Origin of the sequence: Mycobacterium sp. H4Y (assembly GCF_000364405.1) — a bacterium.
In the GTDB taxonomy this organism is placed as follows: domain Bacteria; phylum Actinomycetota; class Actinomycetes; order Mycobacteriales; family Mycobacteriaceae; genus Mycobacterium; species Mycobacterium intracellulare.
This window is the reverse complement of record NZ_AKIG01000002.1, coordinates 1,078,061-1,093,584: the sequence shown is the minus strand read 5'-3', so window position 1 is coordinate 1,093,584 and position 15,524 is coordinate 1,078,061. Positions and strand designations below refer to the sequence as shown.

Sequence of the window (15,524 nt, the reverse complement as noted above, 5' to 3'; positions counted from 1 at the left end):
TCCACTATCAAGCCGGATTGCCCACCGGGCCCGCGCGTATCGATTAAGCTCTCGCCCTACCAGTAGCAGGCGAGGGACGAACCAGATGGAAATACTTGTCACGGGGGGCGCAGGCTTTCAGGGAAGCCATCTATGCGAGTCGCTACTGGCCGACGGGCATTGGGTCACCGTCCTGAATACGTCGTCGAAGAGCGCGAACCGAAACACCAATGACTTTCGTTCGCACCCGCGAGCGGCCTTTATCTCGGGCTCGGTGACCGACGGCGAAACTGTCCATCGCGCGGTCCGGGAGCACCACGTCGTTTTTCATCTGGCCGCCAATATCAACGTGGACCAGTCTTTGGGTGATCCAGAGAGCTTTCTCGAAACCAACGTCATGGGTACCTACCGCGTGCTCGAGGCGGTAAGGCGCTACAAGAACCGGTTGATCTACGTGTCAACCTGCGAAGTGTACGGCGACGGACACAATCTGCGGGACGGCGAGCTTCTCGACGAGACAGCTGAGCTCAAACCGAACAGCCCCTACGGCGCCTCCAAGGCGGCGGCGGATCGGTTGTGCTACTCCTACTACCGCTCCTATGGGCTTGACGTCACGATCGTTCGGCCATTCAACATCTTCGGGGTGCGCCAGAAAACCGGGCGCTTCGGTGCGCTGATTCCACGACTCGTCCGGCAGGCCATCAACGGCGAAAACCTGACGATCTTCGGCGACGGTTCGGCAACGCGCGACTACCTGTACGTCAGCGATATCGTGCGCGCATACAACCTGGTATTGGAAAACAGCGCGCTTCGTGGACGGGCGATCAATTTCGCGAGCGGCATAAACACGCGGGTGAAAGACATCGTCGAATATGTCGCCGGAAAGTTCGACGCCAAAATCGAACGTCGCGAAGCACGCGCCGGCGAAGTCGCTCGTTTCCCCGCCAACATCGACTTCGCGAAAAGCCTCGGATTCAAGCCCGAAGTCGGTATCTGGGAAGGCATCGACCGCTACATCCAATGGGCCAAGGATCAGCCACAATACTCCTACCAACAAGACGGGGTCAGCGGCGTCTTGTCGCCCCTATGAGTCCGGCGATTACCGATCTTTCAAAAAGTGCATCTTGCCCAGCACATCGCCGTTAGGCTGGTGAAAGCTTCCATCCCACAAATGGCTCGGTGTTACGTGTTCGCGGAGCAAGGACCTTGAAGTGAACAGTCCGGCTGAAGTGTCGATGCGTGGCGGCGAGTTTGATGGTGAGTTTTTGACGTCGCTGCGCCAGGAGGTCGACGCGTGGAGTGCGCATGACGCGCTGGCGCAGCTGGTTGCGATGTTCGGCGGAGTTTTCCCGCGGCACGCCAACCTGGCAGCCCGGTTGGCCGCCCTGGACGAGTTCAGTGAGGTATGGGATTACCGGGGCCGGGCGAGGGCGCGTCGGGGCGGACAGCAGGTGCGGTGCCAAGACGCCGACGGCGGGGCGCGGTGGATGATCCCGCGCCTGGACCTGCCGGACCGGCAACTCGACACGATCACGACGCTGGCGCGACAGCTTGGCCTTACCGACGAATCACGGCGCACTGACGCAACGTTCGACTACATGCTGGTGATCGGCACCGGACGCTACTCGAACATGCTTCGGGCCCGGTGGGCGCGGGATCTGGCCGCCGAGAATCGCGTCGGTCATATCGTGCTGGCCGCCGCTTCTCGGCAGCTATTGCCGTCCGAACACGACGCGGCCGCGTCCTGCGCGCCGGGCGCGCGTACCGAGTTCGAGTTGTTGGCGGCCGCCGCGACCGACGCGTTCGGGGTGGATACCCGCGAAGCGGTACGGCATGGGCGGCAGCGAGTCGGCGACCCGCATCGGGGCCAGATGGTCTGGCGCTTCAGCGAAGACAGCAACGACGTCGGGCTGCCCATCACACTGCTCGAGGCGCCGTCGCCGGACCCCAACAACCGCCGCGCCACCTCCGCGGATACCTTCACCTTTACCGCGCGGAGCCTGGATATGCAGCGATCGAGTTGCCTACTGGTGACCGGTCAGCCGTTCGTCCCCTATCAGAACTTTGACGCGCTGCGGACTCTGACCCTGCCGTTCGGAATTGGCATCGAGACGGTGGGCTTCGGCATCGACCGCTACGAAGGACTGCACGACATGGACCTGCAGCATCCCGCCAAACTGCTGCAGGAGGTCCGCTCGACGATCCGGGCCGGCCGCAGCCTGCTGGAACGCGTCGAGGCCGCCCAACTCACCGCTACCCGTCGGCGGTGATTGTGCACGGTGTGGCGGGCGGGTAGTTGCCCGATACCGCGCGCAGCCGCCCCGGCGGCGGCCAGGGCCGCAGGCCCATGTTGCCCAGAAAGCGCAGCGGATTGACGTGTGCGCCCCGAACCCGCGTCTCGAAATGCAGGTAGCCGTCCGCTGATTGACCTTCCGCGCCGATGCTGCCGATTTGGGTTCCCGCATTGATTCGATCACCGACCGCGATGTGCGTGGCGCCACCTGGCCGAAACACGTAGCGGATTTCGGAGTCGCCGTCCGAGATGATCACCGAGCAAAGGTGATCGACTTCGCCTGTGCGGCAAACAGTTCCGGATATGACGGCGTAGATCGGGCTGCCGGGGTCAGCGGCGAAGTCGACCCCGGGATGGAAACCGTCCGCGCGGGGTCCGTATCCGCGCCCGATCGCGCGTGGCTCCGCCTCGATCGGCAGGCGCGCCCCCGGTTCGGTCCGGTCGAAGTCGCCACGCACCCGCCGCCGGTAGTCCGCTTTGAGGACGTCGACCTCGTCGAGTGCGTAGCCGAACAGCAGGGATCGGTCATAGGCGACACCGAAGTTGTGCCGAAAATCGGGATCCAGCCGCATGTAGTGCCTGACGCGTGCGATCCGTTCCTCCAGCGTCGACCAGCCGTTGTGCGTCAAGCGGATTCCGTCCAGCCGCCCTATCCGGCCGTGGTCGGTGATGTTGGCCGGCCAGTGCGAATTGTGCATCAACTTGGAGCCCGCATACAGGCCCGGGTACCAACGCCAAAACGGCCCGCGCAGCGCCTCGGCGGTGCCCATCACGGGCACCATGTCCGGGTAGTCGGGGTCATCCCAGCGGGAAACCATCGGACACATCAGCGCCGCCACGTCCTCCGGTGTCCGGGCAAGCACTTCACGGATGTCGACGTCGATCTGGAAAACCCAGTCGGCGTCGACCATCACCATCCAGTCCGGGCGACAGAAATCGGCCATCCGGTAGAGCAGGTCCAGGCCGGTGGACTCGGGGATCAACCATGGCGTGGACGGTAGATCCGCCCGGGCGCGAACAACATTGGTGACCGCGGGATGGTTCGCGAGAATCGCGGCGGTGTCGTCGGTGCTGCGGTCGTCGATCGCGTAGATCTCGTCGCTGAAGGCGGCCAGCGAGTCCAAGGTATCGGCCAAGGTTTCCCCGGCATTGTGGGCGCGCGTTACCGCCAGAATCCGCATCGTGCTGTCCTCTAGGTCGCGGCTATCACGCGAGAACCGAAATGTAGTAGCTGGGCTTGTCGGAAGGCGGGCTGTGATTGCCGGGCATCGCGGGCAGGCCGTGATCGGCCAGCAGCTGCGCGGCCGTGGTCCCCACCGAGCGCCACCCGTGGTTGTCGAGGTAGTCGGAAACGTCGCTGCGGGCCCCGGAATAGTTCAGCGACCAGATGTCGAGATGGAATCCATGGTCGCGCCAGGTGCGAGTCGCACCGCGGATGATCTCTTCGACCCGCTCGGAGTCCAGATCCGACGACCCCACGAACGTCTCCATGGCCATCTGGCTTCCCGGTGCGCTGAGATCGGTGACGTTGTCCAGCAAGCGATCCTGGGCGTCCGGGGGCAGATAGCCGAACAGTCCTTCGGCGATCCAGGCGGTCGGTCGCGCCGGCTCGAATCCGCTCCGCAGCAGCGCGGCCGGCCAGTCGTGGCGCAGGTCGGCTGGCACCATTCGCAGACGCGCCGTCGGCTCGGCACCCAGCTGCGCCAACGTTTCGGCCTTGAATTGCAGCACATCCGGTTGATCGATCTCATACACCGTCATCCCGGGCGGCCACGACAGTCGGTAGCCGCGCGCGTCGAGGCCGGACGCCAGGATCACCGCCTGGCGGATTCCGGTGGCTGTGGCGTCCTTAAGGAACTGATCGAAGTAGCGGGTGCGTGCCACCAACTCGGTGGTCATTCGCTGTAGGCCCCAGGCCGCTTCGGGATCGTCGACGTCGGACGCGCGGAGCTCTCCGGTGGCCCATCTGATGAGGAATTCGATACCCACCGCGCGGACCAACGGTTCGGCGAACGGGTCCTCGATCAACGGCTCGGCCGAATTGGTGGCTCTGGCACGGCCCGCGGCCACCAGCGTTGCGGTTGCGCCGACATGGCTGGTCAGATCCCAGCTATCGTCGTCTCTCCGCACCGCCAATCCTCCCTTTTCGCACTGCTGACAGGCGCACAACTACGGTCAAAGAATTGCACACAAACGAGGTGTCAAGTGAAGCTATTCGCCCGAATTGTCGGCCATCTAAGTCGATCCCGGATGGCTGTACCACTCGATGCGATCGCCGCGCAATCCCGGCTTGGCTCGAATTGGTGCGCACGTCAGCATCAGTGCGAGGTCGACGACGCGCTGGGCTTCGCGGGTGTTGTCGACGAATTCCCCGGTGAACCAGGGTATTTGGCGGTTCAGTTGGTTGTCGGTGGTGGTTGGGGTTGGAAGGGGTCATACCACCACCAGTCGGCGCGCTCCCCGGTAGGTCCGGGACACGGCGGCACCGCGGGCGGGGGAAGGCTGGGTGGGCGTGCCAGTGATCCCGGGCTCAGTGGTCGGCCGGTGTCGTCGGTGACGGTGAGGTCGTGGGCGGGTCCGGTGAGGGTGATGTCGCCGCGGTGGTGTGCCCGGTGGTGATAGGGGCAGACCAGCACCAGGTTGGCCAACTCGGTGGGGCCACCGTCTTCCCAATGCCACAGGTGATGGGCATGCAGACCACGGGTGGCCCCACAACCGGGCACCACACACGCGCGGTCGCGGTACTCCAGGGCGCGGCGCAGCCGCCGGTTGATCACCCGGGTGGTCCGGCCCGCCCCCATGGGCTGCCCGTCGCGTTCGAACCACACCTCACAGGTGGCATCACAGGTCAACAAGCGGCGCTCGGCATCCGAGAGCAGCGGACCCAGATGCAGCGCCGCCACGCGCCGTTCGATGTCGAGGTGGGCCACCACGGTGGTGTGCTGCCCATGCGGGCGGCGGGTGGCCTCGGCGTCCCAGCCCGCCTCGACCAGGCGCATGAACGCATCGACGGTGTCGGCAACGGGGGCCGCTGATCGGAAACGCCCGCGCCGTTTGCGTGATCGCGCTTCCACTCGGCGATCAGCGCATCACGATGAGACGCCAACGCCGCGTCGAACTTCGCCGCGTCGTGGTGCGGAAGTTTGATCCGGTAACAGCTGCCCGCGTCGTCGGTGGTCGTGGTGATCGAACGCTCGGGCCCAGGATCGGGGCGAGGTTCGGGTTGCGGTCGCGGTTCCAGCTTGACCGCGGTACGCAACTGGTTCACCGTGGCGACCGCGGCCAGCTGCGCGTAATGCTCATCAGATCCCTCGCCTGCGTGTGCGGCGATCACCCCAACCTGATCGGCCGACAGGCGACCCTCTCGCAGGCCGGCGGCGCAGCGGGGAAACTCCGTCAGCCGGCCAGCAATCGCGGCCAGCGTGTGCGCGTTTGCCGACGAACACCCCAGCTTCCAGGCCACCAACGCCGGCACCGAGCGCGCCCCGGTCACACCGCACAATTGGTCGCGGTCGATCTCGGCCACGATCTCCACAATGCGCCCGTCGATCGCATTGCGCTGACCACTCAACTCCGCCAACTCCTCGAACAACACCTCAAGGCGGTCACTCGCAGTGACCACCACGGCCTCAGCGGACGCGATCGACGACATGACCACATCATCACAGCCACCACCGACAAAACCGGGCCGCCAATCCCGATACGTGAGCCAAGTCAGGCCAGAGCGCCGCTGATGAAGAGGGTGTCGTCGTCGTCTGGAGCGGGCGCATCGAGGCCGCTGCGCCGGAACAGTTCTGCCAGCGGCACACCTTCGAGCTGCCAGCCCTTGGCGCCGAGGTAGTCGAGGGCGTGGTTGCGCTGGCCGGTGTAGACCAAGGAAGCCAGGTCGATGTCGACGCCATGGTCGCGGAACGGGTTGGAGATCGTCCGCGCTCGCTCGGCGTCGAAATCCACGATGCTGGTGACGAATTCGGTGGCTACCCTGCTTCCTGACGCGCTGAGTGCCGTGATGTTGTCGAACAGCCGGTCCTGGTCTTCTGGCCTCAGATACATCAGTAACCCCTCGGCCAGCCACGCCGTCGGTGCCGCCGAGTCAAGGCCGGCGGCGCGCACCGCCGTCGGCCAATCCGCGCGCAAGTCGACGGACACGGCGCGCAGCGTCGTCAACGATCGGGCGCCGAGGCGGGCCAAGGTCGTCGCCTTGAACTCCATCACTTGTGGTTGGTCGATCTCGTACACCACCGTCCCGGTCGGCCACGGCAGACGGTAGGCCCGGGTGTCCAACCCGGACGCGAGGATCACCACCTGTCGAATCCCGCGGCCGGTGGCGTTGAGGGCGTAGTCGTCAAAGTACTTCGTGCGGACCGCGTTTCCGTCGACCATCGCCCGGGCCACGGCCGGTGAGACGTCGGCGATCGCCGACATGTCGAGCTCGCCGTCCATCATCTTGGTGAACAGATCCAATCCCACCGCACGGACCAGAGGTTCGGCGAACGGATCGTTGATCAAACCGCGCGGATCCTTGGTGGCCATCGCGCGCCCGGCCGCGACAATCGTCGCGGTGACGCCGACGCTCGACGCCAGATCCCAGCTGTCGTCGTCGGTGCGCGGCATCAGGCCACCTTAGCCGTGTCCTCGTTGTGCTATTGGCGTCGGAACAGGCGCCCATGGAGGGTGCAGAACCAGGCGATGTTGCCGTCCGGCCCGCGGACGAAGTTGGACCGACTGCCGGTGGGTTTGCCGTCGGGTCCGATGTCGATCCCGTAATCGGGCCGGTAAAAGGCGAGCCCCAATTCGGCGGCATCCGGGCCGTCCGGGTTGGCATCAGTCAGGGTTCCAGCGAGCTGGCCGTCCCTCGCCCGGAATTCGATGACCGTTTGCTCGAAATTGCCATTTTGCGAGACTTGCCCGGCGACGTACCGGCCCTCGTAGGGCGCCAGGTCGGCGGGGCCGAGGCGTTGCGGTGCGGCGGGCAGGTTGCTGATTCCGGCGAATCTTCGCAACGCCCAGTCGCGGGCGAAAAGGTCGTTGATCAGATGAAATCCGCCGTCAGAGTTGGTGAGTACGGTCATGGCGAAGTCGCGATCGGGCACCATGAAAAAACCGGAACGTTGCCCCTTCCAGGTACCGCCGTGCTCGACGATGGTCACATTCTCCGCGGACGGCCGCAGCATCCAGGTCACCCCCATCCCGGTCAGCTCGACCCAAAGCGTGCCGCCCGCGCCCGGGTTCGAGCGCATCGCCTCCAGCGACCGTCGGCTCAGAATCTGCTCGCCGGTCGGCGCGCTGCCGTCGCCGAGGTGGAACCGCGCGTAGCGCAGCTGATCTCGCGCCGTGGACATCAACCCACCGGTGGGATTACAGCTGCGTGGAAACGCCCAAAACTCGCTTTCGACAATGGGTCTTCCGCCGACCACGGCGTGCGGCGCCGCCACATTCAGACCGATGATCTGGTCGGAGAAGTAGTGGGTGTGGGCAAGCTGCAGCGGATCAAGTACCAGCTTCTGCACGGCGGACTCGTAGGTTGTTCCCGTGACAAGCTCGATGATGCGCCCCGCCACCACGAGACCCGAATTGTTGTACGCGAACGCGGTTCCCGGAGCCGTCAGCTGCGGTAAGTGTGTCATCGCGTCGACGTAGCGCGCCACCGCGTCATCGCCACGCCCAAAGTCCTGGCCGTTGCGGCCATCCCAGCCCGCGGTGTGATTGAGAAGCTGACGGACGGTCACCGTGGCGCCGACCGACTCGTCGGCCACCGCGAAGTCGTGGATGTAGCTGCGCACGGGTGAATCCAGGTCTACCTTGCCCTGCTCGACCAGGCGCATCATCGCGGTTCCTGTGAAAGTCTTTGTGGTGGAACCGATTCGGAAGACCGTGTCACCGTCGACAGGCAACGGATGGTCGACATTGGTAACCCCGTAGCCCTTGACGAATTCTTGGCCGTCGACCCAGATAGCAACCGCGACGCCCGGAATCGCGTAGGCGTCCATGCCGGCGTTGATCTTGGCATCGAGTTCGTCGAACGCCACGCCAAGATCCGCGCGCTGAGCGGTTTCAACCACTGCAGCGGCGATTTCGCGTGGCAGTCGATCCGAATGGCTTTGTGGTGTCTTTGGCCTTCAGTGGCACCGTCCACATGACCGTCAATATAGCCGGGCTTACGTAACCATCGCGAGGCCTTCACACGCCGAGCCGTCAGCCAAGGCGACGGCGAGCCGCCGCCTTTCTAGCGCGGCCGCGTCCGGCCGGGGTTTGCTGGGTCTCTCGATTTCGCCCGCCGCGGACGGTCGGCACCTCTAGAATGAGTCCCCTTGGTGCTGCCGTGTCGCCGGTCGGGATGAGGTTGGTCATGAATAGCCATGCGCTCAGGTCGGCACTGGTCTGGGCGGCGGCGGTGCTGGTGGTGGCCGGCTGCACGACATTCGTCGACGGGCGCGCGCTGTCGATGCTCAACGACCCCTTCCTGGTGGGCGGGCTGCCCGCGACCAACGGGCCCAGCGGGATCCGCTCGAACGCGCCTAGCCCCACCGGCAAGGTGCTCAACACCGACAACGGCCCCATCGACAGGTTGGCGTTGCTCTCGGTCAACGACATCGAGGACTACTGGCAGTCGGCGTACAGCCGATCGCTCAAGGGCACCTTCGCTCCCGTCAGCAAGATGGTGTCCTACGACTCCAACGACCCGAGCAGCCCGATCGTGTGCCACAACGACACCTACAAGCTCGTCAACGCCTTCTACACGTCGCGCTGCAACCTGATCGCCTGGGACCGCGGCGTGTTCATGCCCGTCGCGCAAAAGTACTTCGGCGACATGTCCGTTACCGGCGTGCTCGCCCACGAATTCGGGCACGCGTTGCAGCAGATGGCGAAGCTGGTGACCAGACGGGACCCGACCATCGTCCACGAACAGCAGGCCGACTGCTTCGCCGGCGTCTATCTGTTCTGGGTCGCCGACGGCAAATCGCCGCGCTTCACGCTGAGCACCGCCGACGGCCTCGACCACGTGCTGGCCGGAATCATCACCACGCGTGACCCGGTGATGGACAGCGAGGCCGAAAACGACGACGCACACGGCTCGGCCCTGGACCGGATCAGCGCCTTCCAAATGGGTTTCCTCACCGGCGCCTCGGCGTGCGCGGCGATCGACCGCAGGGAGATCGAGCAGCGCCGCGGCGATCTGCCGAACGCCCTGCGGGTCGACTTCAGCACCGGAACGCCGGAGACCGGCGAGGTCCCGATCAACCAGGACACCCTGTCGACCCTGATGGAACTGCTGGGCAAGATCTTCGCCCCGGCCAATCCGCCGGTGCTGTCCTACCAGCCCGCCAATTGCCCGGACGCCAAACCCACCCCACCGGCGTCCTACTGTCCGGGCACCAACACCATCGCGGTCGACCTGCCCAAGCTTGCCGTCATGGGCAGGGTCGCCGACGAGAGCGAACAGTCCCTGCCGCAAGGCGACGACACGGCCCTGTCCCTCGTGATGTCGAGATACGCACTGGCGGTGCAGCATGAACGCGGCCTGCCGATGCAGAGCCCGTGGACCGCGCTGCGCACCGCATGCCTGACCGGCGTGGTGCACCGCAAGATGGCCGAACCCATCGAGCTGCCCTCGCACAACCAATTGCAGCTCACCGCCGGCGATCTCGACGAAGCGGTCGCCGGGCTGCTCACCAATCACCTGGTGGCCAGCGACGCGGACGGCACCAGCGTCCCCGCCGGCTTCACCCGCATCGCCGCGTTCCGTGGCGGCGTGACCGGCAACGCGGACGCGTGTTATTCTCGTTATCCGGGATAACGAAAGACCCCGCGGATCAGCCTATTTCGGCCAGCCGGGGAATCACCTCGTCACCCAGGCGGCGGACGAACCCGACCGGGTCCGGGTTGCCCGGCAGCGGGCCGACATTGATCATGTCCACACCGAGCCTGGCGTAGCGTTCCACGGTCTTCAGGTACTCGTCGATGTTCTCGAACGGGTCCGTCGTCGCGAGACCGCCGGACGTCTTACGAATGTCGGCGGGGTTCCTGCCCACCGCGTCGCAGTGCCGGTGCAACACGTCGATTTTGTGCTCGAGCTCCTCGACGTCATTCGACATGCTGTTCCAGATGTTGGCATACTGCGCGACCAGGCGCAGCGTCTTCTTCTCGCCATCCCCGCCGATCAGGATCGGGGGACGCCGAATCGGTTGCGGCACACAGATCGTCTCGGCCAGCCGATAGTGCGCGCCTTCATACGGGCCGTCGTCGTCACTCCACATCTGCCGGCAGATCTGCAACGTCTCCTCGAGCATTTCGAAGCGCGCGCTCAGCGGCGGATACGGAATGCCCAGCGCGGTGTGCTCGCGCTCGTACCAGGCCGCACCCAGCCCCAGCATCGATCGGCCCTGCGACAACACGTCCAGGGTGGTGACCGTTTTGGCCAACACGCCCGGGTGGCGGTAGGTGACCCCGGTGACCAGCAGGGTCAGGTCGATCGTGGCGGTCTGGGCGGCCAAGAACCCCAGCGACGTGTAGCCCTCGAGGAACGGGTCCTGCGCTGGGCCAAGCTCTTCCATCTGGAAGAAGTGATCGGCCAGGGTGAACAACGTGGCGCCGCCCTGCTCGGCGGCCTTGGCCGCGTCGGCCAGCGTCGGGCCCAGTCGCGCCGGGTCTCCGGGTAGAAAGTCGATGAAATGCAATCCCAATTCCATTGCGATGACGCCCCTTTCTCAGTGTTCGGTCAAGCGCTCGAGTAGCGACAGCGCGTCGACGATGACGCGCCGCTCCGCCTCGGTGTAGCGCTCCTGGATGGTCCGGGCCAGCCATTCCTCCCGGGCCCGACGGTCGCTCTCGGCGCGCTTTCTCCCCGCCGGGGTCAGCGAGACCACCTGTCGCCGACCATCATTCGGGTCCGGGGAGCGTTCGATGAGCCCCCGCTGCCCCAATCCGGCCAGGATGGTGGCCATCGACTGGGGACGCACCTGTTCCGCGCCGGCCAATGCGCTGGCCGACGACGGCCCCTCCTTCCAAAGCCGCGTGAGCACCGCCGTCTGCGACGGTGTCAAACCGTCGACCGCGATGTCCTTCAACCGGCGCCGCAGCCTGCTGAACACCACCCGGATATCGCGTGCCGCCGCTGCCGCGGAGTCGCTGATGCCATCCACGGCACCACTCTAAATTAGACAGCCAAAACTGTCCAGTTCGGACTGTCTATTCCCGTCCGAGCAGCTGTAGCGCGGCATCCACGGCCAGGGCCGGGACGTTCAGCGTCTTGGACCGCAGATCGTGTCGGGCGCTGGCGATCTCGACGACGGCGGTCGTTCCGCCGATCAGCGCGGCCGCGGTGCGCAGCTCGTCGGGCGTGCCGAAGGGATCCGAGGTTCCGTGGGTGAACACCGTCGGCACCGTGATGTCGGGCAGATGCTCGGTGCGCAGGCGCTCCGGCTTGCCCGGCGGGTGCAGCGGGTAGGAGAACAGCGTCAGCACGTCCACCGGGGCCTCGCCGGCGGCAACCACCATGGATGTCTGCCGGCCGCCGTAGGAATGCCCGCCGGCGATCAGCGGCCCGGGGGCGAGGTCGCGGCACACCGTGATCGCCTCGACGATGCCGGCGCGATCGGTGGCGGCCGACCCGGATGGCGGCCCGGTGGGGCGCCGGCGGCGGTAGGGCAGGTTATAGCGCACCGCCAGCCAGCCCCGTTGGGCCCATTCGTCGCAAACCTGTTGCAGCAGTGGAGAATCCCGATTGCCACCGGCGCCGTGGGTCAGAACCACGACCCCTTCTGGGCGACTTGCATCGTCCGGTTCGTGCACGATGCCCGCGATCTGATCGAGGGGGCGAGCCATCATGACAGCCTAAACAGCGGCGAGACGGGGCCGTGGCCGTGGCCCAGGGGATAGGAGGCACGCAGAGATTCAGTGACCCACCGCTTCCCGAAACCGACCGCTTCCGGCACGGTGAGGCCGTGCGCGAGTGCGCAAGCCGCCGCGCTGGCGAGGGTGTCCCCGCCGCCGTGGTCGTTGCCGGTCGCGATCCGCTCCGCGTCGAACTCGTGGTAGGAGGTGCCGTCATAGAGCAGGTCACAGCTGTGGTCCGACGAGCGCAGGTGGCCGCCCTTGACCAACACCCACTGCGGGCCGAGCGCATGCAGGGCCTTGGCCGCCGCCCGCTGCGACGCCGGGTCCACGACGTCGATGTCCACCAGTAGCCTTACTTCGTCAAGGTTCGGCGTCACCAGCGTGGCCAACGGAAACAATTGATTCCGAAGCGAATCCAGGGCCGCCGGCGCCATGAGCGCGTCGCCGTGCATGGAGGCCGCCACCGGGTCGACGACGAGCGGGACGGTCAGTCCGAGCCGGCGCCACGTGGTGGCGACGGTGTCGATGATGCGTGGCGACGCGAGCATCCCGGTCTTGGCGGCCTGGATGCCGATGTCGCCGACCACGGCCTCGATCTGGCCGGCGACGACGTCGTCGGGAATCTCGTGAAAGCTCTTGACTCCCACGGTGTTCTGCACGGTCACCGCGGTCACGGCGACGCAAGCATGCACACCCAACAGCGCCATGGTGCGCATATCGGCTTGGATGCCCGCGCCGCCCCCGGAGTCCGACCCGGCGATCGACAACACCCGCAGGGGCGTCGTGCCCGGCGGCGGAACCGGAAGGAACGTCACTGCGCCAGATGGTGGCGCGCCGCGGCCGCCCTTGCGGTCACTGCTGTGCCAGCGGCAGATACACCCGGTTGCCGTGCTCGGCGAACTCGCGAGACTTCTCCGCCATGCCCTCGGACATGACCGCCTCGATCGCTTCCTCGCTGTCCAGGCCGTGTTCCGCCGCGTACGCCCGCACATCTGCGGTGATGCGCATCGAGCAGAACTTCGGCCCGCACATCGAGCAGAAGTGCGCGGTCTTGGCGGGTTCGGCGGGCAGCGTCTCGTCGTGGTACTCCCGCGCGGTGTCGGGATCCAGCGACAGGGCGAACTGGTCGTTCCAGCGAAACTCGAAGCGCGCCTGGCTCAATGCGTTGTCGCGCTCCTGGGCGTGCGGATGCCCCTTGGCCAGGTCGCCGGCGTGGGCGGCGATCTTGTAGGCAATCACCCCATCCTTGACGTCCTTGCGGTCCGGCAGCCCCAGGTGCTCCTTGGGCGTCACATAGCACAGCATCGCGGTGCCGGCCTGGGCGATGATCGCCGCGCCGATCGCCGAGGTGATGTGGTCATACGCCGGGGCGATATCGGTGGCCAGCGGGCCCAGCGTGTAGAACGGGGCCTCCTCGCACCACTCCTCTTCCAGCCGCACGTTCTCGACGATCTTGTGCATCGGGACGTGGCCCGGGCCCTCGATCATCACCTGCACGCCATGGGATTTCGCGATCTTGGTCAGCTCACCGAGGGTGCGCAGCTCGGCGAACTGCGCGGCGTCGTTGGCGTCGGCGATCGAGCCCGGCCGCAGCCCGTCACCGAGGGAGAAGGTGACGTCGTAGCGGGCGAAGATCTCGCACAATTCCTCGAAGTTGGTGTACAGGAACGACTCCCGGTGATGCGCCAGGCACCAGGCGGCCATGATCGAGCCACCGCGCGACACGATGCCGGTGACGCGCTTGGCGGTCAGCGGCACGTAGCGCAGCAGCACACCGGCGTGCACCGTCATGTAGTCCACGCCCTGCTCGCACTGCTCGATCACGGTGTCGCGGTAGATCTCCCACGTCAGCTCGGTCGGATCCCCCTTGACCTTTTCCAGCGCCTGGTAGATCGGCACGGTCCCCACCGGCACCGGCGAGTTGCGCATGATCCACTCGCGGGTTTCGTGGATGTTCTTGCCGGTGGACAAGTCCATGATGGTGTCCGCGCCCCACCGGGTGGCCCACACCATCTTGTCGACCTCCTCGGCGATCGAGGACGTCACCGCCGAGTTGCCGATGTTCGCGTTGACCTTGGTCGCAAACGCCTTGCCGATGATCATCGGCTCGATCTCGGGGTGGTTGTGATTGGCCGGGATCACCGCGCGCCCCCGGGCGACCTCGTCGCGCACCAGCTCGGCGGGCATGCCCTCGCGCGCGGCGATGAACGCCATCTCCGCGGTGATCTCGCCCGCGCGGGCGCGCTGCAACTGAGTGCCGCGGTCGCGAACCACACCCGGCCGCGCCGGCAGCCCGGCCGCCAGGTCGATCGTCGCGTCCGGATCGGTGTAGGGGCCCGAAGTGTCATAGAGATCGAAGTGATCGCCATTGGACAGGTCCACCCGGCGGAACGGAACCCGCCCGCCGGCGACATCGCGATAGATCTTGTGGCTGCCCGCAATCGGGCCGGTGGTCACGGAGGGTGCAGCGGTTCCCGATAGGGTCTCGGTCATTTTTCATCTCCCTACGCCGGCATTACCCGGTCAGGTTCGTACGGTCGACGGCCCCGAGCCGTCCTCTCAGCGCACTCGGCATGCGCTCCCGCGTTGATGGATGGGTCCGCACGCGACGTTACCCCCACCCCGGAACACATGGCAGGGCGACGGCCCATCTTCCGGGGCGGTAGCCGAGGACGTCCCCCGAGTGGAAAGATGCAAACGTGCAAGCTGGCGACCCATCCACGAACGGCGATGACGCGCGATCCCGTGGGCCGTCCGAATACCTGAACATCGGCACCTTCCGCTTCTGGTTCGGGGGACAACGCTGGGAATGGTCCGACGAGGTCGCCAGGATGCACGGCTACGAACCCAACGACGTGGAGCCGACGACCCAACTGCTGTTGTCGCACAAGCATCCCGACGACCGCGCGCACGTCCAGGAGTTGCTGGACTACGCGCTGCAGTCGGAGGGCTCGTTCTCGAGCCGGCACCGATTCCTCGACACCGCGGGCACGGTGCACGACGCGATCGTCGTCGCTGACCGCATGCTGGACGAGTCGGGCGCCGTGCTGGGCACCGAGGGCTATTACATCGACCTCACCGACACCCTGGACGAGACCCGCCAGGAGGTGCTCGACGAGGCGCTGCCGGATCTCGTCGAGAGCCGCGCGGCCATCGAACAGGCCAAGGGCGTGCTGATGTCCGTCTACCGGGTCAGCGCACAACAGGCCTTCCGCGTGCTGCAGTGGCGCTCGCAGGAGACCAACGTGAAACTGCGTGCGCTGGCCAAGCAGCTGCTCGACGAAATGGCCGGCCTGCCGGCGCCGTCGACCGCCGTGCAAAGCCAGTTCGACCATTTGCTGCTGACCGTGCACGAACGGATTTCGCCCAGGCCCGCCGACTAGGATCTCGACGTCGGCTGTGGCGACAGGTCCGA

13 protein-coding genes, 1 pseudogene and 1 riboswitch are annotated in these 15,524 nt (G+C 66.1%); of the genes and pseudogenes, 4 read left to right on the top strand and 10 right to left on the bottom strand.

Features of this window, described 5'->3' with window-relative positions:
• Positions 1-85: 85 nt before the first annotated feature.
• Positions 86-1,069 carry an NAD-dependent epimerase/dehydratase family protein gene (locus W7U_RS19010; protein ID WP_008261409.1) on the top strand — a complete coding sequence of 328 codons (984 nt, stop codon included), beginning with the start codon at positions 86-88 and terminating at the stop codon, positions 1,067-1,069.
• A gap of 145 nt (positions 1,070-1,214) precedes the next feature.
• Entirely contained in the window at positions 1,215-2,249 is a 1,035-nt protein-coding gene (locus W7U_RS19005; protein WP_231504906.1) for a hypothetical protein, read from the top strand.
• Here the strand turns inward: W7U_RS19005 and W7U_RS19000 are convergent.
• The 5 genes and pseudogenes from W7U_RS19000 to W7U_RS18980 form a co-directional block, all read right to left on the bottom strand.
• Positions 2,233-3,453 carry a peptidoglycan DD-metalloendopeptidase family protein gene (locus W7U_RS19000; RefSeq protein WP_008261406.1) on the bottom strand — a complete coding sequence of 407 codons (1,221 nt, stop codon included), beginning with the start codon at positions 3,451-3,453 and terminating at the stop codon, positions 2,233-2,235. The two genes, W7U_RS19005 and W7U_RS19000, sit on opposite strands and share 17 nt — an antisense overlap.
• 25 nt (positions 3,454-3,478) lie before the next feature.
• The gene (locus W7U_RS18995; RefSeq protein ID WP_008261404.1) at positions 3,479-4,402 is read right to left on the bottom strand and encodes a class I SAM-dependent methyltransferase; all 924 of its coding nucleotides are present in this window, start codon (positions 4,400-4,402) and stop codon (positions 3,479-3,481) included.
• Positions 4,403-4,668: 266 nt separating this feature from the next.
• A pseudogene (locus W7U_RS18990) lies at positions 4,669-5,924 on the bottom strand (HNH endonuclease signature motif containing protein).
• Between the two features lie 62 nt (positions 5,925-5,986).
• Positions 5,987-6,886: a class I SAM-dependent methyltransferase gene (locus W7U_RS18985; RefSeq protein WP_008261399.1), complete on the bottom strand. Its 900-nt coding sequence runs from the start codon at positions 6,884-6,886 to the stop codon at positions 5,987-5,989.
• A gap of 29 nt (positions 6,887-6,915) precedes the next feature.
• Entirely contained in the window at positions 6,916-8,358 is a 1,443-nt protein-coding gene (locus W7U_RS18980) for a serine hydrolase domain-containing protein (RefSeq protein WP_231504905.1), read from the bottom strand.
• Between the two features lie 263 nt (positions 8,359-8,621).
• Here W7U_RS18980 and W7U_RS18975 point away from each other — a divergent pair, with 263 nt between their 5' ends.
• Entirely contained in the window at positions 8,622-10,070 is a 1,449-nt protein-coding gene (locus W7U_RS18975) for a peptidase (RefSeq protein WP_008261395.1), read from the top strand.
• A 16-nt stretch (positions 10,071-10,086) separates the two neighbouring features.
• On the opposite strand, the gene W7U_RS18970 is transcribed toward W7U_RS18975, so the two are convergent.
• The 5 genes from W7U_RS18970 to thiC all read right to left on the bottom strand — a co-directional run bounded on the left by W7U_RS18970 (position 10,087) and on the right by thiC (position 14,602).
• On the bottom strand, positions 10,087-10,962 hold the full coding sequence (locus W7U_RS18970; protein WP_008261393.1) for an LLM class F420-dependent oxidoreductase: 876 nt from the start codon (positions 10,960-10,962) through the stop codon (positions 10,087-10,089).
• Between the two features lie 18 nt (positions 10,963-10,980).
• Positions 10,981-11,415 carry a MarR family transcriptional regulator gene (locus W7U_RS18965; protein ID WP_008261391.1) on the bottom strand — a complete coding sequence of 145 codons (435 nt, stop codon included), beginning with the start codon at positions 11,413-11,415 and terminating at the stop codon, positions 10,981-10,983.
• A gap of 46 nt (positions 11,416-11,461) precedes the next feature.
• Positions 11,462-12,097 carry an alpha/beta family hydrolase gene (locus W7U_RS18960; protein ID WP_008261389.1) on the bottom strand — a complete coding sequence of 212 codons (636 nt, stop codon included), beginning with the start codon at positions 12,095-12,097 and terminating at the stop codon, positions 11,462-11,464.
• Positions 12,097-12,924 carry a bifunctional hydroxymethylpyrimidine kinase/phosphomethylpyrimidine kinase gene (thiD, locus tag W7U_RS18955; RefSeq protein WP_008261386.1) on the bottom strand — a complete coding sequence of 276 codons (828 nt, stop codon included), beginning with the start codon at positions 12,922-12,924 and terminating at the stop codon, positions 12,097-12,099. Before thiD ends, W7U_RS18960 begins: the two co-directional genes overlap by 1 nt.
• A gap of 37 nt (positions 12,925-12,961) precedes the next feature.
• Positions 12,962-14,602 carry a phosphomethylpyrimidine synthase ThiC gene (thiC, locus tag W7U_RS18950; protein ID WP_008261381.1) on the bottom strand — a complete coding sequence of 547 codons (1,641 nt, stop codon included), beginning with the start codon at positions 14,600-14,602 and terminating at the stop codon, positions 12,962-12,964.
• Positions 14,594-14,704, bottom strand: a riboswitch (TPP riboswitch). Its footprint overlaps the gene before it by 9 nt.
• A gap of 104 nt (positions 14,705-14,808) precedes the next feature.
• Here thiC and W7U_RS18945 point away from each other — a divergent pair.
• Positions 14,809-15,492, top strand: coding sequence for a PAS and ANTAR domain-containing protein (locus W7U_RS18945; RefSeq protein ID WP_008261379.1), 684 nt, complete (start codon positions 14,809-14,811; stop codon positions 15,490-15,492).
• Positions 15,493-15,524 lie beyond the last annotated feature (32 nt).